The sequence below is a fragment of the Cellulomonas sp. NPDC057328 genome, from assembly GCF_042667215.1.
Taxonomy (GTDB): domain Bacteria; phylum Actinomycetota; class Actinomycetes; order Actinomycetales; family Cellulomonadaceae; genus Cellulomonas.
On record NZ_JBHUZW010000001.1, the window covers coordinates 37,389 to 63,155 of the forward strand.

General features: G+C 77.0%; 21 protein-coding genes. 15 read left to right on the forward strand and 6 right to left on the reverse strand.

Features of this window, described 5'->3' with window-relative positions:
• Window positions 1-55: 55 nt before the first annotated feature.
• The 4 genes from ACFUMH_RS00190 to ACFUMH_RS00205 all read left to right on the forward strand — a co-directional run bounded on the left by ACFUMH_RS00190 (window position 56) and on the right by ACFUMH_RS00205 (window position 5,597).
• Complete coding sequence (locus ACFUMH_RS00190) at window positions 56-1,426, forward strand: SWIM zinc finger family protein (protein WP_378198486.1); 1,371 nt, start codon at window positions 56-58, stop codon at window positions 1,424-1,426.
• Entirely contained in the window at window positions 1,423-3,960 is a 2,538-nt protein-coding gene (locus ACFUMH_RS00195) for a DUF6493 family protein (protein ID WP_378198488.1), read from the forward strand. Before ACFUMH_RS00190 ends, ACFUMH_RS00195 begins: the two co-directional genes overlap by 4 nt.
• 153 nt (window positions 3,961-4,113) lie before the next feature.
• Window positions 4,114-4,350 carry a helix-turn-helix transcriptional regulator gene (locus ACFUMH_RS00200; RefSeq protein WP_378198491.1) on the forward strand — a complete coding sequence of 79 codons (237 nt, stop codon included), beginning with the start codon at window positions 4,114-4,116 and terminating at the stop codon, window positions 4,348-4,350.
• Window positions 4,347-5,597 (forward strand): HipA domain-containing protein, encoded by a 1,251-nt coding sequence (locus ACFUMH_RS00205; RefSeq protein WP_378198494.1) that lies wholly within the window; start codon window positions 4,347-4,349, stop codon window positions 5,595-5,597. The genes ACFUMH_RS00200 and ACFUMH_RS00205 overlap by 4 nt, the downstream gene beginning before the upstream one ends.
• Before the next feature lie 21 nt (window positions 5,598-5,618).
• On the opposite strand, the gene ACFUMH_RS00210 is transcribed toward ACFUMH_RS00205, so the two are convergent.
• The 3 genes from ACFUMH_RS00210 to ACFUMH_RS00220 form a co-directional block, all read right to left on the reverse strand.
• Complete coding sequence (locus ACFUMH_RS00210; RefSeq protein ID WP_378198497.1) at window positions 5,619-6,443, reverse strand: hypothetical protein; 825 nt, start codon at window positions 6,441-6,443, stop codon at window positions 5,619-5,621.
• A 268-nt stretch (window positions 6,444-6,711) separates the two neighbouring features.
• A complete protein-coding gene (locus ACFUMH_RS00215; RefSeq protein WP_378198500.1) occupies window positions 6,712-7,488 on the reverse strand; it encodes a hypothetical protein in 777 nt (258 codons plus the stop codon).
• A 34-nt stretch (window positions 7,489-7,522) separates the two neighbouring features.
• Window positions 7,523-8,404, reverse strand: coding sequence for a hypothetical protein (locus tag ACFUMH_RS00220; RefSeq protein ID WP_378198503.1), 882 nt, complete (start codon window positions 8,402-8,404; stop codon window positions 7,523-7,525).
• 65 nt (window positions 8,405-8,469) lie between these two features.
• Between ACFUMH_RS00220 and ACFUMH_RS00225 the strand changes: the two genes are divergently transcribed.
• From ACFUMH_RS00225 to ACFUMH_RS00235, 3 genes are all read left to right on the forward strand, one after another.
• Entirely contained in the window at window positions 8,470-9,858 is a 1,389-nt protein-coding gene (locus ACFUMH_RS00225) for a DUF4240 domain-containing protein (protein ID WP_378198507.1), read from the forward strand.
• 87 nt (window positions 9,859-9,945) lie between these two features.
• A complete protein-coding gene (purB, locus tag ACFUMH_RS00230; RefSeq protein ID WP_378198510.1) occupies window positions 9,946-11,397 on the forward strand; it encodes an adenylosuccinate lyase in 1,452 nt (483 codons plus the stop codon).
• A gap of 202 nt (window positions 11,398-11,599) precedes the next feature.
• The gene (locus ACFUMH_RS00235) at window positions 11,600-12,454 is read left to right on the forward strand and encodes a hypothetical protein (RefSeq protein ID WP_378198749.1); all 855 of its coding nucleotides are present in this window, start codon (window positions 11,600-11,602) and stop codon (window positions 12,452-12,454) included.
• Between the two features lie 1,095 nt (window positions 12,455-13,549).
• Here the strand turns inward: ACFUMH_RS00235 and ACFUMH_RS00240 are convergent.
• Window positions 13,550-14,833 (reverse strand): glutamyl-tRNA reductase, encoded by a 1,284-nt coding sequence (locus ACFUMH_RS00240; RefSeq protein ID WP_378198513.1) that lies wholly within the window; start codon window positions 14,831-14,833, stop codon window positions 13,550-13,552.
• 25 nt (window positions 14,834-14,858) lie between these two features.
• On the opposite strand from ACFUMH_RS00240, the gene hemE reads away from it, so the two are divergent.
• From hemE to hemL, 6 genes are all read left to right on the forward strand, one after another.
• Entirely contained in the window at window positions 14,859-15,944 is a 1,086-nt protein-coding gene (gene hemE / locus ACFUMH_RS00245) for a uroporphyrinogen decarboxylase (RefSeq protein ID WP_378198516.1), read from the forward strand.
• Window positions 15,941-17,422 carry a protoporphyrinogen/coproporphyrinogen oxidase gene (locus ACFUMH_RS00250; protein ID WP_378198519.1) on the forward strand — a complete coding sequence of 494 codons (1,482 nt, stop codon included), beginning with the start codon at window positions 15,941-15,943 and terminating at the stop codon, window positions 17,420-17,422. The genes hemE and ACFUMH_RS00250 overlap by 4 nt, the downstream gene beginning before the upstream one ends.
• A gap of 192 nt (window positions 17,423-17,614) precedes the next feature.
• Window positions 17,615-18,631, forward strand: a complete 1,017-nt coding sequence (gene hemC / locus ACFUMH_RS00255; protein WP_378198522.1) for a hydroxymethylbilane synthase — start codon at window positions 17,615-17,617, stop codon at window positions 18,629-18,631.
• A complete protein-coding gene (locus ACFUMH_RS00260; protein WP_378198525.1) occupies window positions 18,628-19,533 on the forward strand; it encodes a uroporphyrinogen-III synthase in 906 nt (301 codons plus the stop codon). The genes hemC and ACFUMH_RS00260 overlap by 4 nt, the downstream gene beginning before the upstream one ends.
• Complete coding sequence (gene hemB / locus ACFUMH_RS00265) at window positions 19,530-20,600, forward strand: porphobilinogen synthase (protein ID WP_378198528.1); 1,071 nt, start codon at window positions 19,530-19,532, stop codon at window positions 20,598-20,600. The genes ACFUMH_RS00260 and hemB overlap by 4 nt, the downstream gene beginning before the upstream one ends.
• Window positions 20,600-22,027: a glutamate-1-semialdehyde 2,1-aminomutase gene (gene hemL / locus ACFUMH_RS00270; RefSeq protein ID WP_378198531.1), complete on the forward strand. Its 1,428-nt coding sequence runs from the start codon at window positions 20,600-20,602 to the stop codon at window positions 22,025-22,027. The genes hemB and hemL overlap by 1 nt, the downstream gene beginning before the upstream one ends.
• Before the next feature lie 1,310 nt (window positions 22,028-23,337).
• Here hemL and ACFUMH_RS00275 read toward each other — a convergent pair.
• Complete coding sequence (locus ACFUMH_RS00275; protein ID WP_378198534.1) at window positions 23,338-24,285, reverse strand: sulfite exporter TauE/SafE family protein; 948 nt, start codon at window positions 24,283-24,285, stop codon at window positions 23,338-23,340.
• Between the two features lie 180 nt (window positions 24,286-24,465).
• Entirely contained in the window at window positions 24,466-24,924 is a 459-nt protein-coding gene (locus ACFUMH_RS00280; protein WP_378198537.1) for an RrF2 family transcriptional regulator, read from the reverse strand.
• Window positions 24,925-25,062: 138 nt separating this feature from the next.
• Between ACFUMH_RS00280 and ACFUMH_RS00285 the strand changes: the two genes are divergently transcribed.
• Window positions 25,063-25,404, forward strand: coding sequence for a metal-sensitive transcriptional regulator (locus ACFUMH_RS00285; RefSeq protein WP_378198752.1), 342 nt, complete (start codon window positions 25,063-25,065; stop codon window positions 25,402-25,404).
• 63 nt (window positions 25,405-25,467) lie between these two features.
• Window positions 25,468-25,701: a heavy-metal-associated domain-containing protein gene (locus ACFUMH_RS00290; protein ID WP_378198540.1), complete on the forward strand. Its 234-nt coding sequence runs from the start codon at window positions 25,468-25,470 to the stop codon at window positions 25,699-25,701.
• Window positions 25,702-25,767 lie beyond the last annotated feature (66 nt).

Sequence of the window (25,767 nt, forward strand, 5' to 3'; positions counted from 1 at the left end):
CGCCCTGCCCTACCGTCGTCCCGCCGGCACCCGCCGGGCGTGGGAGGAGGGGGCCGTGGCCGTCGACCAGGTGTACCGGTACCCCGCGCCGTCGCGCCTCGCGCTCGCGGACGGCCACGCCGACCTGCGGCTCGCGACCAGCGGGGGCAGCACGGCCGCGGGCGCGGCCGAGCACCCGCACTTCTTCGACGGCGAGGTCGCGCACGCCGACCAGACCGCCGTCGCGCTGCTCGCCGTCGCCCGCGTGGCGCGCACCCGCTTCTGGACGCCGCCCGGCATGGTCGCGGCGGCGATCCGCGCCGCGGACCCGGTCGTGACGAGCGACGGGCGGAACCTGCGGTTCGAGTCCTTCTCCGTGTGCTGCGGCGTGCACGCACGGCTCGACGTCCTCCCGGGCGGCCTGGCCGCCGCCGCGGTCACGACCGGCACGACCAACGTCGACGTGAACCCTCCCCTGCGTGCCGCGCTGGCGCAGGTCGCGCGCGGCGACGCGCTGCGCCTCGCGGTGGGCGAGGAGCTGGCGGTCACGACGGCGGCCGGCACGGTGGTCGAGGAGCGGGTGCCGCTGCCGGGGCGCTGGCTGAAGGGCTTCGCCGAGGTCCAGGTCGCCGGCGCGGGCATGGCGCCGGTGTGGGAGGTCGGCGCCGCCGCCGCACGGGCGTTCGTCCGCGGGTTGCCGCGCGGCACCACGCGCGTCGGCACGGTCCTGTGGGCGGTGCCGTCCCTCGCCTCGGTGCGGCTCACGAGCCGCCCCGGGAACGGCGCCGTCGCGGTCGTCGGCGCCGACCGGCTCCGGGTCCTGGAGCCGCTGCTGCGGTTCGCGACGGGTCTGCGCACCTACGCGCCCGCCGGCGCCGGTGCGGGACGCGCGACGGCCGCCACGTGGGAGCTCGCGATGCCGGGGGCACGTCTCGTCCTGACGCTCAGCCCGGACGTCGGTCGCGGCTTCTCGGGTGAGGGCGGGGTGCTGGTCGACCTGGCGGACCCGCGCACGGGCGACGACGCGGACCTCGTCGGCGCGGCGCTCGCGTACGAGCCGCGCGTCGACGTGCTCGACCTGCACCGGCGCACCGGGCTCCCGCACGAGCGCGTCGTGCGGGCGCTGACACGGCTCGGTGCGGCCGGCCGGGTCGGGTACGACGCGCACGCGGGCGCCTTCTTCCACCGGGAGCTGCCGTACGACCCGGCGGCGCTCGACGCGCTGCACCCCCGCCTGCTCGACGCCCGCGCGCTCGTGGACGCCGGTGCCGTCTCGCCCGCCGACGACCGGGGCGTGCACCGGGTCCGCAGCGGCGACGTCGAGCACGGGGTCCGCCTCCGTCCCGACGGCGACCGGTGCACGTGCCCCTGGTACGGGCGGCACGGCGACGACCGGGGGCCGTGCAAGCACGTCCTCGCGGCGCGGCTGCTGGCGGACCGCGCATGACCCGCGACCACGCCGCTGCCGCGGCACACGTCCTGGACCGGGTACGCGCGGGCGACGGGGAGGCCGTCGTGGCCGCCCTCGCGGGGATGACGGCGGCAGGTCGGACCGCGACGTGGCGCTCGCTGCGCCCGCTCGGCGAGCCCGACCGTGGCGACCACATGTCCGATGCGCGCTGGCGGGTGTGGACGAGCGACGCGATGGCGCTGGCCCGGCTCGGCTGCGCGCCCGCGTCGCAGGCGCGCGAGGCGCTCGAAGGCCAGTGGTGGGACGCACGCACGGCCGAGCTCGCCGCGCAGGTCCTCGCCGACCGCGACCCGTCGTGGCTGACGACGCTCGACCGCGGCGACGCGGTCCCGTTCCGGGTGCTGCGCGCACTGCTGCGCCGCGGCGTCCTCGAGCCGCCGCTGGGCGACGACTACGTCCTGGCCGCGGTGCACACGCTCGCCCGGCGCGGCGTGCACGCCTCCGCGGTGCTCGATGCCGTCCGCGCCGATCCCGGGCTCGTGGACGACGTGGTGTGGCGCCTGCTGACGACCGAGCGCGCGGGGCGGGCGCTCCAACGCATCGACGAGTTCCTGCTCGCGCCGACCGAGCAGTTCGGCACGCCCCTCCCCCCGTGCCCCGAGGCGACCTGGCGCCACGCGCTCGTCACGCTGTCCTCCACGGGTGAGCTCGACCGCGACCGCCTGCTCGACGCCTGCCTGACCGCACTCGGCGCCGACTGGTCCGCGGCCGACCTGGTCTGGTTCGTGCGCCTGCACGCGGCGCTCGCCCCCACCCTCGACGAGACCGCGGCGCGCACCTCCGTCTACGCAGGGCTGGTGACGCGCACGGCCGGCGGCCCCGTCACCGTCGGCCTCGACGCGCTCCGCACGCTCGAACGGGCCGGCCGCCTCCCGCCCGCGACGTTCCTCGCCGTCGCACCCGCGGTGCTGGCCCGGTCGGAGAAGGGCAGCGCGTCGGCCGCGCTCCGGCTGCTGCGCGCGCTCGCGGCCCGCGAACCCGCAGCGACCCACGAAGTGGTCGAGGTCGTGCAGGCGGCGTGCGAGCACCCGCACGCGACGGTGCGCGAGGACGCGACGCGGTTGCTCGCGGACCTCGGTGCCGCACCCGCCGCCGCGGCGGAGGACCCCGGCCTGCCGGACACGCTGCCCCCCGACCTCCCCGCCGTGGCGCCGGTCCGTCCCGTGCGGGACGCCGACGAGCTGCTCGAGCTCCTCGTCGCCCTGGTCGAGGGCGTGCGCGACCCCCTCGCGCTCGAACGCGCCCACGAGGGCGTCGTCCGCCTGCGCGACGCGCACCCGCCCGTGGGAGCGGCCGCGGTCGTGGCCCGGGCGCGCGCCGTCGTCGCCGAGTTCGACCCGTACCGCGACTGGCTCCCCCGCAGCGAGCGCGTCGAGCTGGCCCGGCTCGTCCTCGTCTGGCTGGACGGCGCCGAGCCCGCACCCCGCAACCGCGGCCGCCCCCACCCGCAGCGCCGGTGGTTCGCCGGGCGGGTCTCGGACCGGTCCCTGGGCGCCGCCGTCGCGCGCCGCGGCGACGAGGTCGCCCGCGCGGTCCGCACGGGAGGGGGAGCGCTCGTGTCGCTGCCGAGCGGCTCCGACGGCAGCCTCGACGCCGACGTCCTCGCCGCACGGCTCGCCGCCCCCGGCCACCGCCCTGTCCGGCACGACGTCGGGCTGGCCCTGCTGCGGGTCCCCGCCGGGCAGCTCGACGCGCTCGGCACCCACCTCGCGCCCTCCCCCGAGGGCGCTGCCGCACTCCCTCTCCTGCGCGGCTGGCGCCCGGACTGGCAGCGCGTCCAGGGCGTGTGCGACGACGCCGCCCCGGAGACGTGGGCACGCGCGGTCGCGTGGCAGGACGGCCGGACTCGCCTCGGGCGGGACGACGATCTCGTCGCGCTCGTCCTGGACCGGCACGACCCCCTGCGCGGTGCACCGGACGAGCAGGGCGACGAGGTCACGTCCTGGCCGTGGTTCACCGGCGACCGCCCCGACCTCCTCGCCTCCCACGCGCACCCCGGGCTGCTGCTCGCGACGTCGGACGGCCGCTCCGACATGGTGCTGCCGGTGCTCGACGCATTCGCGTCCACGGCCCGGTCGGTCGGTCCGCCGACGTGCTCGGCGCTGGTGCTCGCGGCCGCGTCGGGCGACGGGACGGTGCGCATCGGTGCCGCGGACGCGGTCGCGGCGCTCGCATCGCGCGGGCTGCTCGGCGGGGCCGTGCTCGGGGCGCAGGTCCGCGCCCTGGTCGCCGACGGCACGGTCGTCGGCGGGCGAGTCGTGGCGACGCTGCGGGAGGCGGCCCGCGCCGGGGCGGCCGCCGCCGACGTCGTCCTCGACGCACTCGTCGCGGCCCTGCCGGACGTCGCCGGCCGCCGCGACGCCCACCTGTGGGTCGACGCGGTCGCCGAGGTGGCGACGGCGCGGGGCCAATCCCCGGCGCTCCCCGACGCGCTGCTGGCGCGCGGCCGGGGGTCGAGCGCGCTCGCACGGGCGGTGCGTCGGGTGCCGGGCGTGCCACCCTCGCCCTAGCCCGGACGTCGCCGCCTCAGGCGCTCGGCGGCCACCGCTCGGACGACGCGCCGTCCCGCCGCCATGCCATGAGCGCATATCCGCACATAGATCGCATGTGCTGATATCGTCACATCGATCGCGTGGGTCGATATCCGCGCACGAGAGGCGGTCATGGCCACACCACCGGAGACGACCTGGGCGTCCGTGCACAGCGCAGCCGAGCTCGGCGCGTTCCTCCGCCACGTGCGCGAGAGTCGCGGCCTGTCCCAGGAGGAGCTGGCCGACGAGCTCGGCATCGACCGGCGCTACGTCTACCAGATCGAGGCGGGCACCCCGACCCTCTACACCCGGCGCCTGTTCGGCCTGCTGCGCCTGCTCGACGTGCGCATGGAGGTCCACGCCCGGTGAGCGTGCAGGCACTCGACGCGTGGCTCTACGGCACCCTCGTCGCCCGCGTCGAACGTGACCGCGACGAGCGCGTCCGCCTCCGGTTCACCGGCGAGGCGCTCGCCCGGTGGGGCCGCGGCGCCTCGGTGCTCTCCGGCCTGCTGCCCCTCTCCGACCGGCCGCCCGCGTCGGCGGCCGCGTCCGCGTGGCTGCGCGGGCTCATGCCCGAGGGGCGGGCGCGCAGCCATCTCGCGTCCCGCGCCGGCGTCGCCCCCGACGACGTCGTCGGGTTCCTCGCGGTGTACGGCCGGGACACCGCCGGCGCCGTCACGCTCGTGCCCGAGGGCACGGCACCGGACCGCCCCGACACCCCGGCGCGCCTCCTCGCCGAGGAGTCGATCGGTGCGCTGCTCGACGAGGCGGCCGAGTCCGGGACCGCCGACCAGCCGACCTCCATCACCGGGCTGGAGTCGAAGATCGTCCTGACGGCGGTGCCCGGCGGGCTCGCGCAGCCGACCCCTCGCCTGCCGTCGACGCACATCCTCAAGCTGGCGCGACCCGCCGGCTCGCGGTCCGCCGACCTCACGGACACGGAGGAGGCCGCGCTCGTGCTCGCACGCGCGTGCGGCCTCGGCGACGTCGAGGCCGACCACCGGGACTTCGCGGGACGGCGCGCGCTCGTCGTACGTCGCTACGACCGCGTCCTCGCGCCCGACCGGGTCGACCGGGTCCACCAGGAGGACACCGCCCAGCTGCTCGGCCTGGACACCTCCGACCCCGACCGCAAGTTCCAGTACGGGCGGCGCCTGCCGTCGCTGCGCGAGATCGCCACCCGGCTCGACCGGCTCGGCGTCCCGCTGCGCGACCTGCTCGCCCTGACGACCTTCAACCTGGCGATCGGCAACACCGACGCCCACGCCAAGAACCTCTCGGTCCTGCACCTCGCCGACGGCTCCCATCGGCTCGCCCCCGCGTACGACGTCTCCCCGCACACCCACCACGCGCACGCCGACACGCGCTTCGCCATGGACGTCGACGGGGAGCGCGCGATGGCGACGCTCGGGGCGCAGCACCTCGTCGCGGAGGCCACCGCGTGGGGGGTGCCTCCGCGCCTGGCGCGACGCACGGTGCACGGCACGCTGGACCGGCTCGCCGCCGCGCTCGACGCGCTGGACCGCGCGGCCCACCCCGGCGTCGGCGAGGCGGCGTGGACGACCGTGGACCGGCGCGTCGCGCGGCTGCTCGACGACTCTCGACGGATCGGCTGACCGTCCACCCGCGCCCCTGGCTCACGCAGCCGCCGGAGCACCGGGCAGGCGGGGCGCACGTGGACTGCCGTCGCGACCCCGGTCGGGACCGACGCTCACCGCCACCAGCACCGTCGCCCGCTCCCCGGGAGCGCCCGCCAGGAGGCTCTTGACCCGCCGGACCGCGACGCGCGGAGCGGCGATGCGGCCGGTTCCCGGTGGACGGAACGTCAGTCCGGGCACGTCCGCCTCGTCGAACACCCACCGCCACCACGGCAGACCGCGCGTGCCTGCGACGTGGACGTGGACCGCCCCCGGGACCGCGGTCCCCGACGTCGCGAGAGCGGTCGTCACCGCCACCGCCAGCCCTCGGGTGAGGGGCACCCCGTCCCCGAGGAGCCGCCGCACGCGTCGCACCCCTGGGTCCTCAGGACCGCCGATCCACACGCGCGCACCGCCCACGTCGAGATAGGCACCGCGCCGCTCGACCGGCAGGGAGTCGAGGGGAACCGGTGCCTGGCGCCGCTTCGACGACAGCCAGAACCGGATCTCCTCCAGTGCCGCAGCGGCGCTGTCCCGCACCACCAGGTCGTCGTCGTGCAGCAGGTCGCACAGGAGGAGGGGCACGCGGTCGGTCGTCAGGCGGCGACGCTCCCGCACGAGCTGCCCCAGGCACTCGGCGGCCATCACCCGGACCACGGGCCGTTCCGCCGACCGCGCGAGGTCCATGAGGTACGCCTCGTGAGCCGTCTGGTCCGCCACGACGGACGTCAGCTCCATCGCGGCGTAGGGGATCCGCGCGTCGTCGGTGCCCGGGTCCGTGAGCTCCTCGCGGAGGAGTGCCTCGGCGTCCGGTCGGGCAGACATCAGTACTTCTTCCCCTTGTCGTTCTTGACGAGCCCGCCCCGGCGGAGCACGGCCTGCTGCATGTTCGTGAGGCCCGACACGACCCGCGCCGGCCTCGGCGAGAGCACGGGTGCGCACGACCGTCGAGCAGGGCCACGACGAGCGCGACGAGGCGCGCCCCGGACGGGACGAGAGGCTGACGCCCGGAGAGCCGAGGGAGTGGCCGTCGACCACGGGGACGTCGTCGCCCCCTGCGCAGGCCGCCCACCCGGGGCGCCCCCGCCGCTGGTCACGGCGCGATCTCCGCCACCGGCATCCACAGGTCGAGCCCGCCCAGCGTGTCGTGCGTCCACGCGGACGCGCCCCCGAGCGGCAGCTCCAGGCCGCGCCCCGTGACGGCGCGGAGCCAGCCGGCGAGCCCCGGCCGGTCGTCGGACCAGAGCAGGCCCGCGAGCACGTCCACGAGCGTCAGCTCGCCGAGCACCTCCGGGTCGTCCGGGTAGAGCTCCCGTCGCCGTGCGACCCACCGGTCGTGCACGCCGTGCACGTCGAGCGGCGCGGCGTCGACCGCGGCACAGGCGCGGAGGCGGTCGCCGACGTCCCGCGCCAGGCGGTTCGGCCACAGGGACGCCGAGCCCTCGAGCCCTGCCGGCGCATAGCCGGGGTCCGGGAACGCCGCCGCGGCACGACGGGCGTCCGCCGACGCCATCGCCAGGTCCACCTGGTTCTCCCCCTCGACGGTCGCCGCCAGGATCACCGGGGTGCGCCCCCCGCGGAGCACCGTCCCGACAGCACGGGTGTCCCCGACCGGCAGCGGCTCCCCCGCGTGGTGGCGCAGGCGCAGCCCGGCGCGCGGGACGAGCGCGAGGAGGATGCCCTGCCCCGCCGCCTCCCCCACCGCCGCGACGAGGGCCCTGATCTGCGCGTCCCGCACCGCCGTGGGCCATCCGCAGGTGAGGCGGTCGATGCACCAGCCCGAGGCGTCGTAGGAGAGGTACGTCAGCAACGACGCGCGCAGGCTCAGCACGGGACCGACCGGCCCCGCGGACGTGTGCGGTCCGTCCACGCGCCGTCGCCGCCCCTCGCCACCCCCGCCCGCCTCACGCCTCCCGCCCCGTCGCCGCGTCCACCCGTCGTCCTCCCTCACCCGCCGCGCGCCCCCGACGCACCTGCGCGAGACGGTGCTGCGCGAGACCGCGGACCCGCCGCGTGCGTCCGTCCCGCACGAGCACCTCGAGAACGTCGGGGCGTTCGGACGTGCCGGCGAGCCGCCGCTGCAGGGAGTCGGTCCACGCGGCCACCGCAGCCGGCGCGATCGGCAGGCCGGCCGCCAGGGCACGCGCCGAGCGCAGCTCGGCGACGCGGGCGGCGACGAGCCCCCGCGGGTCGAGGAGGGCCGCGCGGGCCCAGTCGTCCAGCTCGCCGTCGGGCGCGTCGTCCAGCGCCGTCAGCACGACGGAGGTGGCGACGTGCGGGTCCGGCTCGCCCGCGAGGCACGACCGCACCGCAGCGCCGCGTCCCTGGCGGAGTGCCGCCGCGTACAGGGCGTGCCGGTCGTGCTCGTCGTCCCATGGCCCGTGGTGGTCGTCCCCGACCGCTACGGCCAGAGCGTCGAGGGCGCGGTCCAGGCCGGGGTGCCGCGCGGCGAACCCCGACTCGCCCGCGCGGCCGGCGTCCTGCACGAGCGTGGTCCCGGCGACGTCGCGCAGGAGCGCGTGCAGGCGGTCCGCGCCCGTGTCGTCCAGCCCCACCCCCCACACGCGTGCGAGGTACCGCCGCACCGCACCGACGGCGGCCCCCGGGTCGCCGGTGCGCGCGAGGACCGACAGGGCGCGGTCGGCGACGTCGTCGTACTCGTCCGCGGGGGCGTCGTCCCCGAGCGCCACCAGGTCCAGCGCCCGCACGGCGGCGCGCAGCCGGCGCACGTCGGGCCGCCGCTGCGCCCCCGGGACCCGCCCCGACCCCACCTCCCGCTCGGTCATGCGCCGATGGTGGCACCCGTGCGGCGCGCCCGGCCACAGCGGCGGGCGGCCTAGCCTCGTGCGTCATGAGGGTCGGCGAGTTCTGGCAGGTCGTCGCGGCGGCGGACGAGCACGCGCGCGACCACGGCACCACCCCCGCCGAGGGGCTCCGCGCCCAGCTCGCGCCCCTGCCCACCGGCGCGGTGCGGCGCTTCCACCGGCACGTCGAGCGGTTCGCGGCCCGGGCTGCCACGTCCGAGCTGTCGGCCGCCGCCCTGCTGCTGGGCGGTGACAGCGACGACGGCTTCCTGGACCTGTGCACCTGGCTGGTCAGCCGGGGCCGCGAGACGTACGCGGCGGTGCTGGCCGACCCCGACCGCCTCGCGGACGCCGAGCACCTCGACGACCAGCTCGAGCACGCCGAGGAGTGGTCCTACGTCGCCGAGGAGGTCCTGGACGACCGCGACGCCGACCTCGGCGACGAACCCGACCTCGGCCCCGGACCCGAGCCGCTCACGGATGAGCAGGTCGCGGCCCTGCCGTCACGCTTCCCGCGCCTGTGGGCGCGGTACGGGCGCGGGGCCGACGACGGCCCCCCGGCGGGGCCGGCCGTGCCCGTGGCCGAGGTGGGCGCTCGACCCGGACCCGCCGTCGGCGCCGTCCCGGACCGAGCGGTGGCACCACGGCGACGGATGACGATCTCGCCCTTCGGCGTCCCCGACGGCAGCACGGTCCCCGGGGTGCGGTTCGAGCAGCCGCCGAAGGACGCCGACATCGAGTACCTGCGTGCGCGTGGCGTGCGCGCGGCCTGGCTGGAGAGCACCTGCTGGGACCGCACCCACCGCGGGCTGGACTGGCTCGTCGACCTCGCGCCGCTCGTCCTGGTCGTCGCCGCCCGCGGGACCGTGCCACACCTCCCCGCCGAGGCTCTCGCCCACGTGCAGCGGCTCGACGTGCATCCCGCTCAACGGCTCTCGGCCCCGCTCGACCCGTCGACCCTCACCTCCCTGCGGCAGCTGGCCGCCGCGCGGCGGCACCTCGACGGCCCACTCACCGCGCTGACAGGGCTCGAGGCACTCACGCTCGAGCAGGCGCCGATCCCGTCGCTCGACGAGGTCGCCGGTCTGCCGCACCTGCGCGACCTGCAGCTGTCGCTGGACCGCGCCGCTGGGGAGAAGCCCTTCTCCTTCGCAGGTGCGGACCGGCTCCCGGCGCTGCGGCAGCTCGCCGTGATGGAGTGCGCCATCGGGCCCCTCGACGGCGTCCAGCGTCTCGCCTCGCTCGAGAGGCTCTTCCTGTCCGCGCGCCATCCGCGCCGGTTCGACGGTCCGGTCGACCTGGCGCCGCTGGCACTGCTGCCGCGGCTGCGCGACATGCGCATCGTCACGAACGCCCCGTGCGTCAACGCCGACGTGCTGGATGCACTGCCGGCGCTCGAGGTCGCGGTCGTCGGCAAGCTCGAGGTCCGTCGCTGACCGCGGACCGCACCTCCTGGCGCCCGGCGCGGTGACCTTGTGGACGTCCGTCACGTCCGCCCCCTGCGCTCTGGGAGACTTCCTCCCATGACCTCGCCCGTCGACGCCTCCGCGCGCGTCCGCCTCGCCGACGTCACCCCGTCGATCGCCCTCGGACCGCTCGACGGGCGCTACCGCCCGGCCGTGGCGCCGCTGGTGGACCACCTGTCGGAGGCGGCGCTCAACCGCGCGCGCATCGAGGTCGAGGTCGAGTGGGTCATCCACCTGACCGACCACGGCGTGGTGCCGGGCGCGCCGGAGCTCGCGGTCGACGAGCAGGAGTACCTGCGGGACGTCGTGGCGACGTTCGGCGCGGCCGAGATCGCCGAGCTGGCCGAGATCGAGCGCACCACCGTGCACGACGTGAAGGCCGTCGAGTACTTCCTCAAGCGCCGCATCGCCGCCGCGCCCGAGGCCCTGCGGCCCGACACCGTCCTGGCGCAGGTCAACGAGCTCGTGCACTTCGCACTCACGAGCGAGGACGTCAACAACCTCTCCTACGCGCTGATGGTCCGCGGCGCGGTGCGCGAGGTGTGGTTCCCCGCGGCCGTCGCGCTCGTCGACGAGGTCGCGGCCATGGCCGCCGAGCACGCCGGCCACGCGATGCTCGCCCTCACGCACGGCCAGCCGGCGACCCCGACGACGCTCGGCAAGGAGCTCGCGGTGCTCGCGCACCGCCTGCGCCGCCAGCTGCGCCGAATCGAGGCCGACGAGTTCCTCGGCAAGCTCAACGGCGCGACCGGCACGTACGGCGCGCACCTCGCGGCCGTGCCGGACGCCGACTGGCAGATGGTGTCGCGCACGTTCGTCGAGCACCTCGGCCTCACCTGGAACCCCCTGACCACGCAGATCGAGTCGCACGACTGGCAGGCCGAGCTCTACGCCGACGTCGCACGCTTCAACCGCGTGCTCCACAACCTCGCCACGGACGTGTGGACGTACATCAGCCGGGGCGTCTTCACGCAGATCCCCGTCGCGGGCGCCACGGGCAGCTCGACGATGCCGCACAAAATCAACCCGATCCGCTTCGAGAACGCCGAGGCGAACTTGGAGCTCTCGTCCGCGCTGCTCGACACGCTCGCCTCGACGCTCGTCACGAGCCGGCTGCAGCGCGACCTCACCGACTCCACCACGCAGCGCAACATCGGTCCCGCGTTCGGGCACTCGCTGCTCGCGATCGACAACGTGCGCCGCGGCCTGCGCGCGCTGGCCGTCGACGAGGCACTGCTGGCACACGAGCTCGACGAGAACTGGGAGGTCCTCGGCGAGGCGGTGCAGTCGGCGATGCGCGCGGCGTCCGTCGCCGGCGTCGAGGGCATGGAGAACCCGTACGAGCGGCTCAAGGAGCTGACGCGCGGCCGTCGCCTCACGGCCGACGACATGCGGACCTTCGTCGCGGGTCTCGGGCTGCCCGCCGACGTCGCCGAGCGCCTCGCCGCGCTCACCCCCGGCACGTACACCGGTCTGGCGACCGAGCTCGTCGCCCACCTGGACCAGTAGCCCGTCCGGACTGTCACGGCACGCCCGTTTCATCCCCCGTTCGCCTCACCCGGACGGCGTAAACGGGTGCTCATCTGTGGGAGCGGTACCGATCGGACCCGCTCAAACCTGGACATGTGCCCTGTTGCGGGTCAGAATCGTCGCGTCCGTCGGAATCCTCCCCCTCCGTCCGATACGGCAAGGAAGCCCGCCCGTGACTCTGATGCAGAAGGCGATCACGCCCGCGCTCACCCAGGCGCACCTCACGCAGGGCCACGACCGCATCGCCGGCTACGTGGTCCGCGCCGAGGACGTCGCGTTCGCCACCACCCCGGCTCAGCTGTTCGAGGTGCACGGCCTGGGCTACCCGGGCTCACCGTTCAGCCCCTACGACCGGTACATCGACATCCTGCGGTTCGAGTCGTCGCCGCAGCTCCAGTACCGCGACGTGCCCGGCTACATCGTCCCGCTGTGGTGGCTCCGCCACTCCCGCATCCCCCCGGGCGCCGAGCTCATCCGCGTGCACGACGACGGCTCGTCGACGCTGCTCGCGCGCTACGGCGACGTCGGCACCGGCTGGACCGTCACGCAGCTCGGCGCCCCGCGGGCGGCTCTCGCGTCGCTGTCCCGCTGCGTCGGGCCCGTCGCCAAGTGGCACGGCGCGTACCTCGAGGCGGACGTCGTCGACGGCGGGCACACGGTCGTGCTCGCGCTGGCGAACCCCCCGCTCGCCGAGACGGGCTTCCACCAGTCGCCGTCGGGTCGCTGGTACCGCCGCGTCGCCCGCGAGGACGTCACCGAGCTGTTCGAGCTCGACCTGACCGCCCGCTGGAACGGGCTGTCGGTGCGCGTCGTCGACCAGTGGCAGGACGCGCAGCGGTACGTCGTCGCGCGCATCTCGCACCTGGGTGACGACATCGAGCGCGCCGAGCGCCTGCACCTCGAACGCGTCGAGGCCGGCGTGTACGAGGCGATCGTCTACGCCGCCGAGCTCACCGACATCCAGACCAACCAGGTCGTCCCGCACACGTGGGCGCCCGGCCCGGCCGCGCAGCAGCGGCACTGGGCGCACTCCTGACCCGGCAGTCCCCCAGCGACACGTCGATCTGGACGAATGTGTGGAAACTCTCCCATCCCACGCTCTGATCCCCTAGGATCGACGAGCACCGGTACGGACAGCGCTTCACCAGCGCCCGTACCGACGTCAGGCCCTCACGGGCGCTGACCCCGGAACCGCACCGGGCCTGGTCCTCCCCCCCGACCAGGCCCGGTGCGCTTTTTCTTGCCAGCGCACCGGACGGGCGCGGCCGTCACCGGATGCGGTCGCGCCGCCGGCCCCGGACGCACGAACCGGCCCTCCGCAGCGCGCCGGCCACGCGCGCGCGACCCGGTCGTTGGGCAACAGGGTGGAAGCCGACCCCTGCACAACGACCGGTCCGACGTCCCCCACGCAACCCGGCCGTTGCGCGGCACGGTGACAGGCGACGCCTGCACAACGACCGGTTCGCCGCCCCACCGCACACGACCCGGCCCTTGCGCAGCACCGTGACGACCGACGCCTGCACAACGACCGGTTCGACCGCCCAACCCCCGCGACCCGGCCCTTGCGCAGCACGATGGCCGCCGAGGCCTGCACAACGACCGGCTCGCCGGCCCAACCCCCGCGACCCGGCCCTTGCGCGGCACGGCGGCCGCCGAGGCCTGCACGACGACCGGCTCGGCAGCCCACCGGCACGCGACCCGGCCGTTGCGCAGGCCCAGACGACCGACGCCTGCACGACGACCGGTTCGACCTGCCGCCCGGACGATTCGGCGTGACGTGCGACTCCGGTGGGCGTCGCCGCCGGACCACCGGATCGGCCGCCGTCCGGTCCAGGACCCGGCCGTTGTGCAGCACCACGGCGGCGGATCGCTGCGCAACGGCCGGTTCGGCGGCGCAGCGACGGCGGCGCAGCGACGGTGGCGGTGCAGCGACCGGGGCACGGCGGCGGCAGCCGGCGGGTGCCGCGGGTGGCAGCGCTGCGGCAGCCGGCGGGTGCCGCGGGTGGCAGCGCTGCGGCAGCCGGCGGGTCCGTGGGTGACAGCGCTGCGGCAGCCGGCGGGTGCCGCGGGTGGCAGTGCCGCGGCGGCCGGTCCGCCGCCCGCGAGCGGTCGCCGGTATCGACCGCTCGCGTCAGCCGCGGGTGGTGGCCGGGGTGACGTCCGGGACGTCGACGGCCGCGAGCTCCGCCAGGGCGGCGGCGTACGCGGCGGCGTCGCCGGCGCGGGCGGCCGCTCGGGCGGCGACCGTCGGGGCGTGCAGCTGCGCGCGGACCTTGCGGCGCAGCGACCGGGCGCGGCGCTCGTCGCGCCCGTCCTCGGGGACCGCGGCGAGGGCCGTCTCGAGGGCGCCGAGGACGCGCGTGCGCTCGGCGACGACGGCGGGGTCCCAGTCGCGGACGCGGCGGTCGGCCTCGAACTCCTCGGCGGCCCGCTCGACAAGCGCACGGGCCTGGTCGAGCGCGGCGTGCTCGGCGGGGGCGTGCTCGGCGACGGACTGCAGCGACACGAGCGCGACGCCGGGCAGCGACCGGACGTCCGGGTCGACGTCGTGGCGCAGGGCCAGGTCGACGACCGTCAGCGGGCGCGCCTCGCCGCGGCGCGCGGCCGCGAGGGCGTCGACGCCGAGCACGGCACCGGCGGCGCCGCTGCACGCGACGACGAGGTCGACGTCGCGCAGCTCGGCGAGCAGGTCGGCGCCGGCGGGCAGCGCACGCACGCCGCGGGCGGCGGCGAACGGTCCGGCGCGGCCGCTGGGCGAGTACACGCGCACGTCGCGGACGCCGCGGGCCTTGAGGGCGGCGAGGCTCGCGCCGGCGTACGAGCCGGTGCCGACGAGCACGCACCGCACGGCGGCCCAGTCGGCGGACCCGTCGACGCCGGGCAGGGTCCGCTCGGCGAGGTCCAGCGCGACGCCGACGACCGATCGCCCGGTGGCGCCGAGCCCGGTGGCGGTCTCCACGGACCGCGACGCGCGCGAGGCCGCCTGGAACAGGGCCTCGAGGGTCGACGTCGTGGTGCCGTCCTGCCGCGCGCTGGTGAGCGCGCGACGCACCTGCCCGGCGATCTCCCGCTCCCCCACGACCATCGACTCGAGCCCGGACGCCACGGCGAAGAGGTGCTCGCTCGCGTCGGTGCCGGTGAGGGGGCGCAGGTGCTCGGCGACCTGCTCGGGTGCGTAGCCGGAGCGGGCCGCGACGGCGTCGGCGACGGCGCGCCGGGCGCTGGGGGTGTGGGCGACGTCGTCGACGTCCAGGTACAGCTCGAACCGGTTGCACGTCGCGAGCACGACGGCACCGGTGACGGCGGGGGTCGCGGCCACGAGGTCCTTGCCGACCACGTGGACGTCGGACTGCAGGCGCTCCAGGACGGTCAGGTCGAGGTCGTGGTGGCTCGCGACGAGGGACAGCAGCACCACGTGCTCGATTCAATCATCCCGAGAAATGTCCGGCACAATCGGTGGCGTGAGTCTTTCAGCACACCATCCGCTCGTCGACGGGCGCACCACCGATTCGCCGCTGGTGACGGCGTATTCCGGTCGCCGCCCCGAGCGGCTGCCGGTGTGGTTCATGCGTCAGGCCGGCCGTTCGCTGCCCGAGTACCGCGAGGTGCGCGCCGGCATCCCGATGCTCGACTCCTGCCTCGACCCGGACCTCGCGGCCGAGATCACCCTGCAGCCGGTGCGCCGGCACGGGGTCGACGCGGCCGTCTTCTTCTCGGACATCGTCGTGCCGCTCAAGCTGGTCGGGGTGGACGTCGAGATCAGGTCGGGCGTGGGCCCGGTCATGGGGTCGCCGGTGCGGACGGCGGACGACGTCGCCCGCCTGCGCGACCTCGGCCCGCTGACGCCCGAGCGCCTGGCGCCCGTCACGGCCGGCGTGGAGCGGACGGTCGCGGCGCTCGGCAGCACGCCGCTCGTCGGCTTCGCGGGCGCGCCGTTCACGCTCGCCGCGTACCTCGTCGAGGGCGGCCCGTCGCGCGACCACCTGGCCGCGCGTCGCCTCATGCACGCCGACCCGGCCACGTGGACGGCCCTCATGGACTGGACGGCGGAGGTCACGGGCGCGTTCCTCGAGGCGCAGGTGCGCGCGGGCGCGAGCGCCGGGCAGGTGTTCGACTCGTGGGCGGGTGCGCTGTCGCTCGCGGACTACCAGGCGCACTGCGCGCCGGCGTCCGCGCAGGTCCTGGCGCTGGTCCGGTCGCTGGGCGTGCCGGCGGTGCACTTCGGCGTCGCGACGGGCGAGCTGCTGGTCGCGATGCGCGACGCGGGCGCCGACGTCATGGGCGTCGACTACCGAGTCCCGCTCGACGAGGCGTCGCGGCGGCTCGGCGGGACGACGCCGCTGCAGGGCAACGTCGACCCGGCGCTGCTGGGCGCGCCGTGGGACGTCCTCGAGGCGCACGTGCGCGACGTGGTCGAGCGCGGCCGGTCCGCGCCGGGGCACGTCGTCAACCTCGGCCACGGCGTGCCGCCGGAGACCGACCCGACCGTCCTGACGCGCGTCGTCGAGCTGGTCCACTCGCTGTGAGCGCCGGCGAGGCCTGGGACGTCGTCGTCGTCGGCGCCGGCGTCGCGGGCCTCGTCGCCGCCCGTGACCTGGTCCGGGCCGGGCGCCGTGTCGTGCTCGTCGACGGCCGCGACGCACCGGGCGGCGCGGTGCGCGGGCACGACGTCGCGGGCCTGCGGCTCGACGCGGGCGCCGAGTCCTTCGCGACCCGCGGCGGCGCGGTGGCGACGCTGCTCGACGAGCTCGGCCTGCGCGACGACGTCGTGACGCCCGAGCCGCGCGGCGCCTGGGTGCACCTGACCAGCGGCGACGGTCCGCTGCCGCGCACCGGGCTGCTCGGCGTGCCCGCGCACCCGCTGGCCGGCGACGTGCGCCGCACGCTCGGCACGCGCGGCGCGCTGCGCGCCGCGCTGGACCTCGTCCTGCCGGCGCGGGTGGGCGCGCGCGCGACGACGTTCGGGGCGCTGGTGCGGGCGCGGATGGGCGACGCGGTGGCCGACCGGCTCGTCCACCCGGTCGTGGGCGGCGTGCACGCGGCCGACCCCGACGACCTCGCGACCGACACCGTCGCACCGGGCCTGGCCGCCGCACGGGCGGACGCCGGGGGCTCGCTCGCGCGCGGCGTGCGGGCGCTGCGCGCGTCGGCACCGGCGGGCAGCGCGGTGCAGGGGCTGCGCGGCGGGATCCACCGGCTCGTCGACGCGCTCGTCGCGGACGTCACCGGGCACGGCGGCGTCGTCCTCACGCGCACGCGCGCGACGTCGCTGGTCAGGGACGCGGACGGGACGCTCGTCGTGCGGACCGAGGCGGCCGGGACGACGGCGGCGCCCGCGACCGCCGCCGGTGAGCTGCGCGCGCCGCGCGTGCTGCTGGCCACGCCGCAGGCGCCGGCGCTGCTCGCGGGCCTCGGCGCGGCGGACCTCGCGTCGGTCGCCACGGACGACGGGGTGCCGGTCACGCTCGTCACGCTCGTGCTCGACGCGCCGGCGCTCGACGCCGCGCCGCGCGGCACCGGCGTGCTCGTCGGCCCGGGCGTCACGGACGTCACGGCCAAGGCCCTCACCCACGCGACCGCGAAGTGGGGCTGGCTGGCGCGCACGGCGCCCGCGGGCCGGCACGTGGTGCGGCTGTCGTTCGGGCGCGCGCCGGCGTCCGGTGCGGGCGGCGCGGGCGGCGCCGACGGCGTCCCGCCGGCGGACGCGCTGCTCGACGTCGCGCTCGCCGACGCGTCGACCCTGCTCGGCGTGCCGCTGGCCGCCGACGCGCTGGCCGGGCACGCGGTGGTCCGCTGGACGCAGTCGCTGCCCCGACCGAGCGCGGCCCACCGGGCGGCGGTGGCGGCCGTGCGTGCGGCGGTCGCGGGGCTGCCGGGCGTGGCCGTGTGCGGCGCGTGGGCGGCCGGGACGGGGCTCGCGTCGGTCGTGCCGGACGCGCGTGCGGCCGCGGCGACGCTGCTCGCCGCGACGTCCGACGCTCCGGACGACCCCGCCCACAATTGATCCGAGGAAAGGCGAGCCTTACCATTTCCGTACCCGGTGTGACGGCGACCTGACGCATTGTCAGAATGGGTCGCCGGCGCGTGTGACGCGGACCTGACGAATTGTCATCACGCCGCCGCGGAAATTGTGAGAACGCGCACCACGGGCGCCCGCGGCTTCGACATCACCGCGCCGCGGGTCGAGACTGGGGCCATGCCCCAGCACGTCCGTGTCGGTACCCGTGCGAGCGTGCTCGCCCTCACCCAGACCGGCCACGTCGCCGACGCCCTCGCCGCGCTGGCCGACCTCACGGTCGAGACGGTGCGCGTGCGCACCGAGGGCGACCGGGTCTCCGCGCCGCTCGCCACGCTCGGCGGCACCGGCGTCTTCGTCACCGCGCTGCGCGACGCGCTCCTCGACGACCGCTGCGACGTCGCCGTGCACTCCCTCAAGGACCTGCCGACCGGCGACGCCGACGGCCTGACCGTCGCCGCGATGCCCGTGCGCCAGGACCCCCGCGACGCCCTCTGCGCGCGCGACGGCCTCACGCTCGCCGAGCTGCCCGCCGGCGCGCACGTCGGCACCGGCTCGCCGCGCCGCGCCGCGCAGCTGCGGGCCCAGCGCCCCGACCTCGAGGTCGTCGACATCCGCGGCAACGTCGACACCCGGCTTCGGCGCGTGCGCGGCGCCGTCCCCGTCGAGGGCGCCGCACCCGCACCGACCGCCACGCCCGTCGTGACCGGCGCCGGCTCGCCCGTCGGCGACCTCGACGCGGTCGTCCTGGCGGCCGCCGGGCTCGCCCGCCTCGGCCGGCTCGACGCCGCGACCGAGCTCTTCGCGCCCGACGTCCTGCTGCCCGCGCCGGGCCAGGGGGCGCTCGCCGTCGAGGTCCGCGCCGCCGACGCGACCGGCGACACCCCGCTCGCGCAGGCCCTGCGCGCGCTCGACGACGCCCCGACGCGCCGCGCCGTGGTCGCGGAGCGCGCGGTGCTCGCCCGGCTCGAGGCGGGCTGCGCCGCGCCGATCGGGGCGTGGGCGGAGCTCGACGAGGACGGCGTCCTGACGCTCGACGCCACGGTCGTCGCCGTCGACGGCACGCGGTCCCTGCGCCGGCGCACCAGCGGGCCGGCGCGGGACGACGACGACGCCCGCGCGCTCGGCCGGGCGCTGGCGGAGGAGCTGCTCGCCGCCGGCGCAGGCGACCTGGCGCCGCTGGGCGTCACCTCGTGACGACGGTCCCGCCGGGCCGCGGCACGGACGCCGGCCCGCTCGCCGGTCTGCGCGTCCTCGTCCCCCGCCCGCCGCTCGACGCGCCCGGCGACACCGCCCCCAGCCCGGCCGCGATCGCGCTGCGCGCCGCGGGCGCCGAGCCGGTCGTCGTCCCGCTCGTCCGCACCGTCCCCGTCGAGGACGCGACCGTCCTCGACGACGCCCTGCTCGCGCTCGGCGCCGGCTGGTACGGCTGGCTGGCCGTCACCAGCCAGGCGGCCGTCGCGGTGCTCGCGGACCGGGCCGCCGCGACCGACGACGGCCTCGCCGAGGTCGTCGCACGCGGCGCCGCCCGCGTGGCGGCGGTGGGGCCCGGCACGCGCCGCGCCCTCGAGGCGGTCGGCGTCCGCGTCGACGTCGTGCCACCGGTGCGGTCCACGGCCGTCGACCTCGTCGCCGCGTGGCCCGCCCTCCCCGCCGGTGCGACGAACCCCGACGGGCACGCCGCCGCGGGCCGCGTGCTCTTCCCGCGCGGCGACCTCGCCGCCGCCACGCTCGCCGACGGCCTCGCCGCCGCCGGGTGGTCCGTCGACGACCCGGTCGTCTACCGCACGGTCCCGGCGGGCCCGCCGGACCCCGCGGTGGCGCGGGCATGGGCGTCGGGCGACGTCGACGCCGTCCTGCTGACGTCCGCGAGCACCGTCCGCGCGCTCGTCGACCGCCTCGGCCCGCCGCCCGCCGGCACCCGCGTCGCCGTGATCGGCCCGAGCACCGAGGCCGAGGCCGTGCGCCTCGGCCTACGGGTCGACGCCGTCGCCGCCGAGCAGACCCTGTTCGGGCTCGTCGCCGCCCTCGCCGGCGTCGTCGGCCCGTCCGCACCCGGACCCACCCCCTCCCCCACCCACCCGGAGGACACGCCGTGACCGAACTCGTCACCCCCGGCCCCGCCGCCCCTGGCCCCGCCGCACCCGGCCCCGCCACGGCGGACCCCACCGCCGCCGGCGGGTACACCGCCGGGCGTCACCGCCCGCGACGCCTGCGCCGCACCACCGCGATGCGCCGCCTCGTCGCGCAGACCCGCCTGCACCCGGCCGACCTGGTGCTGCCCGCGTTCGTCCGCGAGGGGCTGACCGGGCCGCGCGAGATCACGTCCATGCCGGGTGTGCAGCAGCACACGCGCGACTCGCTGCGGCGCGCGGCGGCCGAGGCGGCGCAGGCCGGCGTCGGCGGCATCATGCTCTTCGGCATCCCGCAGGTGCGCGACGCCGTCGGGTCGCAGGCCACCGACCCGCAGGGCGTCCTCAACGTCGCCATCGCCGACGTCGTCGCCGAGGTCGGGGACGCGCTCGTCGTCCAGGCCGACCTGTGCCTCGACGAGTTCACCGACCACGGCCACTGCGGCGTGCTCACGCCCGCGGGCACGGTCGACAACGACGCGACGCTCGACCGCTACGCGCGGATGGCCGTCGCCCAGGCAGACGCGGGCGCCCACCTCGTGGGGCTGTCCGGGATGATGGACGGGCAGACCGGCGTCGTCCGCGACGCCCTCGACGCCGCCGGCCACACCGACGTGTCGGTGCTCGCGTACGCCGCGAAGTACGCGTCGGCGTTCTACGGGCCCTTCCGCGAGGCCGTGGAGTCGCAGCTGTCGGGCGACCGCCGGACCTACCAGATGGACGCCGCCAACCGGCGCGAGGCGCTGCGCGAGGTCGCGATCGACGTCGACGAGGGCGCGGACGTCGTCATGGTGAAGCCCGCGATGTCGTACCTCGACGTGCTGGCCGACGTGGCCGCGACGTCGTCGGTGCCGGTGTGGGCGTACCAGGTGTCCGGCGAGTACGCGATGATCGAGGCCGCGGCGGCGAACGGGTGGATCACTCGTCGGGGTGCGATCACGGAGTCCGTGCTCAGCATCACGCGCGCGGGTGCCGATGCTGTCCTGACCTACTGGGCGACGGAGCTGGCCGGCTGGCTGGCGGAGGAGCGGTGATGACGCAGCTCGAGCACGAGCCCGCGACCGACGAGCCGAACGACTACCCGGCGCCCCACGACGCGGCACCCGCCGACGACGCCGCCGACGCCCCCGCCGACGGCTGGGAGCGCACGAGCGACGACGCGTTCGCGCACGCGCAGGCCGTCATCCCCGGTGGCGTGAACTCGCCCGTCCGCGCGTTCGGGTCGGTCGGCGGCACGCCGCGGTTCGTCGCGTCGGCGCACGGGCCGTACCTCGTCGACGTCGACGGGCGCGAGCACGTCGACCTCGTCATGTCGTGGGGCCCGGCGCTGCTGGGGCACGCGCACCCCGAGGTCGTCGCCGCCGTGCAGGAGGCCGCCGCGCGCGGCCTCGGGTTCGGCGCCCCGACGACGACCGAGGTCGAGCTCGTCGACGAGATCCGCCGCCGCGTCCCGGCCGCCGAGCGCGTCCGGCTCGTCTCGACCGGCACCGAGGCCGCCATGACCGCCGTGCGGCTGGCGCGCGGGTTCACCGGGCGCGACAAGGTCGTGAAGTTCGCCGGCTGCTACCACGGGCACGTCGACGCGCTGCTGGCGGCCGCCGGGTCGGGCGTCGCGACGCTCGCGCTGCCCGGGTCCGCGGGCGTCACCGCGGCCACGGCCGCCGAGACGATCGTCCTGCCGTACAACGACCTCGAGGCCGTCGAGGCGGCGTTCGCCGAGCACGGCGACACGATCGCCGCCGTGTTGACCGAGGCCGCGCCCGCGAACATGGGCGTCGTCCCGCCGCTGCCCGGCTTCAACGCCGGCCTGCGCCGCATCACGTCCGAGCACGGCGCGCTGCTCGTGCAGGACGAGGTGCTCACCGGGTTCCGGGTCGGCCCCGGCGGCTGGTGGGGGCTCGAGGGCCGCGCGGAGGGCTGGTCGCCCGACCTGCTGATGTTCGGCAAGGTCGTCGGCGGCGGGCTGCCCGTCGCCGCCGTCGCTGGGCGCGCGGACGTCATGGACCTGCTCGCGCCGCTCGGACCCGTCTACCAGGCGGGCACGCTGTCCGGTAACCCCGTCGCGACCGCGGCGGGCCTCGCCACGCTGCGCCTGGCCGACGCCGACGTGTACGCGCACGTCGACGCGGCGTCGACGTACCTGCGCCGCGCCGTGACCGGCGCGCTCGCCGAGGCGGGCGTGCCGCACGCGCTGCAGTGGGCGGGCAACCTGTTCAGCGTCGTGTTCGGCGAGCAGGCCGCCGCCGAGGGCGCCCGCGACTACGCCACCGTGCAGGCGAGCGAGCACTGGCGGTACGCCCCGTTCTTCCACGCGCTGCTCGACGCGGGCGTGTACGCGCCCCCGTCGGCGTTCGAGGCGTGGTTCGTCTCGGCCGCGCACGACGAGGCCGCGCTCGACCGCATCGTCTCGGCGCTGCCCGCGGCGGCCCGCGCGGCGGCGGAGGCGGCTCCCCCGGCCTGACGGCGGGGCGCCGCGCCCGCGAGCCCGTCAGTCCCACGTCGACCTCGTCACCCGTGCGTGACGAGGTCGACGCACACGTGACGAGCTCGGCATCCGCGATGAGCGGGCGCGCCCGGTTCCGTCCCGTCCGCCACCCGCCGAGCTCGGCGCACACGTGACGAGGTCGGCGTGCCGGGGCAGGTGGCTGGTCGGTCCCGGCCGACCGACGACCGCGAGTTCGCCGGTTCGGCGGTGAGGTCGCCGGGTCCGGCAGACGACCTCGACGTCGCACCGGCGACCTCGGCGATGGGCGCGCGGTGACCTCGGCGTACCGGAGAACCGGCGACGCCGGGGCCGGCGCGAACTCCGTCCGCGTGCTCGCGAGCTCGTCAGCTCTGCGTCGACCTCGTCGGTCCTCCGTGACGAGGTCGAGGCACACGTGACGAGGTCGGCGCGCCGGGGCAGGTGGCCAGGCTGGCTCCGCCGACCGACGGCCGCCGACTTCGCCGGTTCCGCGGTGAGGTCGCCGGTCCGAGCAGGCGACCTCGACGTCGCACCGGCGACCTCGGCGATGGAGCGTGCGGCGACGCCGGCGGATCGAGCGACGGCGGAGCGTCCTGGAGCCCGGTACGCGTGCTCGCGAGCTCGTCACTTCTGCGTCGACCTCGTCGGTGTTCCGTGACGAGGTCGACGCACACGTGACGAGGTCGGCGCGCCGCGGCAGGTGGTTGGGCCGGCTCCGGCCGACCGACGACCGCGAGTTCGCCGGTCCGGCGGTGAGGTCGCCGGGTGCAGCAGACGACCTCGCCGTCGCACCGGCGACCTCGACGATGGGCGCGCGGTGACCTCGGCGTACCGGAGGACCGGCGACGCCGGGGCCGGCGCGAGCGCCGTCCGCGTGCTCGCGAGCTCGTCAGTTCTGCGTCGACCTCGTCGGTCCTCCGTGACGGGGTCGACGCATACGTGACGAGGTCGGCGCGCCGCGGCAGGTGGCTGGGCCGGCCGCCGACCGAGGACCCGGCGAGTTCGCCGGTTCGGTGGGGAGGTCGCCGGTTCGGGGAGGCGATGTGGGTGTCGGACCGGCGAACTCGGCGAGAAGGGTGGGTCGGAGCCGGCGGGAGAGGTCGGGCCGGGGCTGTCGAGGCGGTGTCGTGCCAGCGCGACGACGCCCCCGTCGGTGGTCCGGCAGGGGCGTCGCGGCGTGCGGGGGGTCCCCGGCAGTCGGGCCGGGGACCGGCGTGTGGCACGCCGCCGGGCGCGGACCCGGCGTGCGGCACGCCGTCGGGCGGGAACCCGGCGTCCGGCGGGCCGTCGGGCAGGAGCCGCGTGGGTCAGGCGGTCGGCCCGGCGACCGGGGTGCGGTCGGCCGGGGCGTCGTCGGTGGGGACGTCGGCAGCGGCGCGCTCGGCGGCGAGGTCGGTGCGGTAGGCGCGGACCGACCAGACGACGGCCGCGACCCACACGAGGGCGAGCGCCGCGAGGGTGAGGCCCTCGGCGGAGGTGCCCTTCCAGCCGACCAGGTCGGACCGGATGATCGTGCGGGTGTTGGTGAGGACGATGACGCCGCCGACGGCCGAGCCGAGGACGCGGCCGGGCACGTGCCGGACCAGCCACGCGGCGAGCGGCGCCGCGACGAGGCCGCCGATCAGCAGCGCGGCGACCATGCCGAAGTCGATGCCCTGCGAGCCGAGCGCGAACAGGAAGCCGAGGCTCGCGGCGAGGGCGACGAGGAACTCCGAGGTGTCGATGGAGCCGACGACCTTGCGGGGCTCGAGCCGCCCGGACGCGAGCAGCGCGGGCGTGCCGACCGGGCCCCAGCCGCCGCCGCCCGTCGCGTCGACGAACCCGGCGAACAGGCCGAGCGGCGTGAGGAACCGCTTGCGCAGCGGCAGGCCCTGACGGTCGGTGCGCAGCCCCTTGAGCGTGAACCGCACGAGCAGGTAGATGCCGAGCGCGAGCAGCACGAACGACATCACCGGGCCCGCCGACGCGGTCGACAGGTTCGACAGGAACGTCGCCCCGGCGAACGCGCCGACCGCCCCGGGGACGCCCACGCGCAGGACGACCCGCCAGTCGACGTTGCCGAACTTCCAGTGCGAGACGCCGGACGCGAGCGTCGTGCCGATCTCGGCGAGGTGCACGGTCGCGGACGCCGCGGCCGGGTTGGTGCCGATCGCGAGCAGCAGCGTGGTGGACGTGACGCCGTACGCCATGCCGAGGGCGCCGTCGACGAGCTGCGCGGCGAGGCCCACGAGGGCGAGGAGGACGAGGGAGGGCACGGGAACCACCTGGGGCAGGCGGCCGGCGCGGTCGCGTCGGTCGGGACGGGGGACGCCGGTGGCGCCCGCGGACTCCGCAGATAATTCCGACCCGCTTGCTCGCCTTTCAAGAGTCGTCCGCATGCCGGACGCCTCGTCCCGTCACGCGGACGGGCCGAGCGCGCCGCACGAACGGGCCGGTCAGGGGTTGTGCCAGGCGTCCTCGCGCGCCGCGAGCGCGTGCACCGCGTCGGGCAGGTCGCCCGCGACGAGGTCCGCGAGCGTGACGACGTCGAGGACGTCGCGCACCGACGCGCGCAGCGCCACCCACACCTCGAGCAGGGCCCGCGCCGAGCCCTCGTACGCGAGCGCCGGCGGCCGGACGTCCCGCACGGTGACGAGCGGCCCGTCGACGGCGCGGATGACGTCGGCGAGCGTGATCTCCGCCGCCGGCCGCGCGAGCTGGTAGCCGCCCGACCGCCCGCGGACGCTGGTCACGACGCCGCCGCGGCGCAGGTCGCCGAGGATCCGCTCGAGGAAGCTCGTCGGGATGTCCTGCCCGGCGGCCAGGACGTCCGTGGGCACCGAGTCCCCCGCGGGGCGGGTCGCCAGCTCCGCGCACGCCCGCACCGCATAGTCCGCCTTCGCCGAGACCCGCATGGCACCGATCATCCCCGACGCGTCCCACGATCCGGGACACCGGCACCGGCGCGGGACGGAGGTCCCCCCGGACGGAATACCCCCGGGGGGTACCGTGTTGGGACCACCGTGAGCGAGACGAGCGCGAAGGAGACCACCGTGGACGAGACCGCACCGGCCGGGGCCGGCGACGCCACGCACGGCGCGGGGCACCTCCCGCCCCACGGGTACACGCCCGCCAAGGACGAGTACCTCAAGCGCCTGCGCCGCATCGAGGGCCAGGTCCGCGGCATCGCGCGCATGGTCGACGAGGACACGTACTGCATCGACGTCCTCACGCAGATCTCCGCGGTGACCAAGGCGCTGCAGGCCGTGAGCATCGGCCTCGTCGAGGACCACCTGGCGCACTGCGTCGTCGACGCCGCCCGGCAGTCGCCCGAGGCCGGCGCCGCGAAGGTCCGCGAGGCGTCCGACGCCATCGCCCGCCTCGTCCGCAGCTGACCCCACCCGGACCCCACCACCCCGCCGCGTGGCCACCCCGCGGCACCGTCGAAGGAGAGACCCATGAGCCAGACCACCACGTTCCGCGTCGACGGCATGACGTGCGGCCACTGCGTGCAGTCCGTCACGTCCGAGCTCACCGCGCTGCCCGGCGTCACCGACGTGCAGGTCGACCTGGTGAACGGCGGGTCGTCGCCCGTCACCGTCACGTCGGACGCGCCCCTGGACGCCGCCGCGGTGTCCGCCGCCGTCGAGGAGGCCGGGTACGCGGTGACGCCGACCCGGTCGCTGCTGTGAGCGCCGCACGGACCGGCGGCCCGCACGACGCCGCGGTGGGGCAGGCCCTCGGGGCCCCCGTCGCGA

What these genes read in the sequence shown, in the direction of transcription:
- ACFUMH_RS00195 (WP_378198488.1), top strand. Translation starts at nt 1,423, where the DNA reads ATGACCCGCGACCACGCCGCTGCCGCGGCACACGTCCTGGACCGGGTA.
- ACFUMH_RS00200 (WP_378198491.1), top strand. Translation starts at nt 4,114, where the DNA reads ATGGCCACACCACCGGAGACGACCTGGGCGTCCGTGCACAGCGCAGCC.
- ACFUMH_RS00210 (WP_378198497.1), bottom strand. Translation starts at nt 6,443, where the DNA reads ATGTCTGCCCGACCGGACGCCGAGGCACTCCTCCGCGAGGAGCTCACG.
- ACFUMH_RS00220 (WP_378198503.1), bottom strand. Translation starts at nt 8,404, where the DNA reads ATGACCGAGCGGGAGGTGGGGTCGGGGCGGGTCCCGGGGGCGCAGCGG.
- ACFUMH_RS00225 (WP_378198507.1), top strand. Translation starts at nt 8,470, where the DNA reads ATGAGGGTCGGCGAGTTCTGGCAGGTCGTCGCGGCGGCGGACGAGCAC.
- purB (WP_378198510.1), top strand. Translation starts at nt 9,946, where the DNA reads ATGACCTCGCCCGTCGACGCCTCCGCGCGCGTCCGCCTCGCCGACGTC.
- ACFUMH_RS00235 (WP_378198749.1), top strand. Translation starts at nt 11,600, where the DNA reads ATGCAGAAGGCGATCACGCCCGCGCTCACCCAGGCGCACCTCACGCAG.
- hemE (WP_378198516.1), top strand. Translation starts at nt 14,859, where the DNA reads ATGTCCGGCACAATCGGTGGCGTGAGTCTTTCAGCACACCATCCGCTC.
- hemC (WP_378198522.1), top strand. Translation starts at nt 17,615, where the DNA reads ATGCCCCAGCACGTCCGTGTCGGTACCCGTGCGAGCGTGCTCGCCCTC.
- hemL (WP_378198531.1), top strand. Translation starts at nt 20,600, where the DNA reads ATGACGCAGCTCGAGCACGAGCCCGCGACCGACGAGCCGAACGACTAC.
- ACFUMH_RS00280 (WP_378198537.1), bottom strand. Translation starts at nt 24,924, where the DNA reads ATGCGGGTCTCGGCGAAGGCGGACTATGCGGTGCGGGCGTGCGCGGAG.
- ACFUMH_RS00290 (WP_378198540.1), top strand. Translation starts at nt 25,468, where the DNA reads ATGAGCCAGACCACCACGTTCCGCGTCGACGGCATGACGTGCGGCCAC.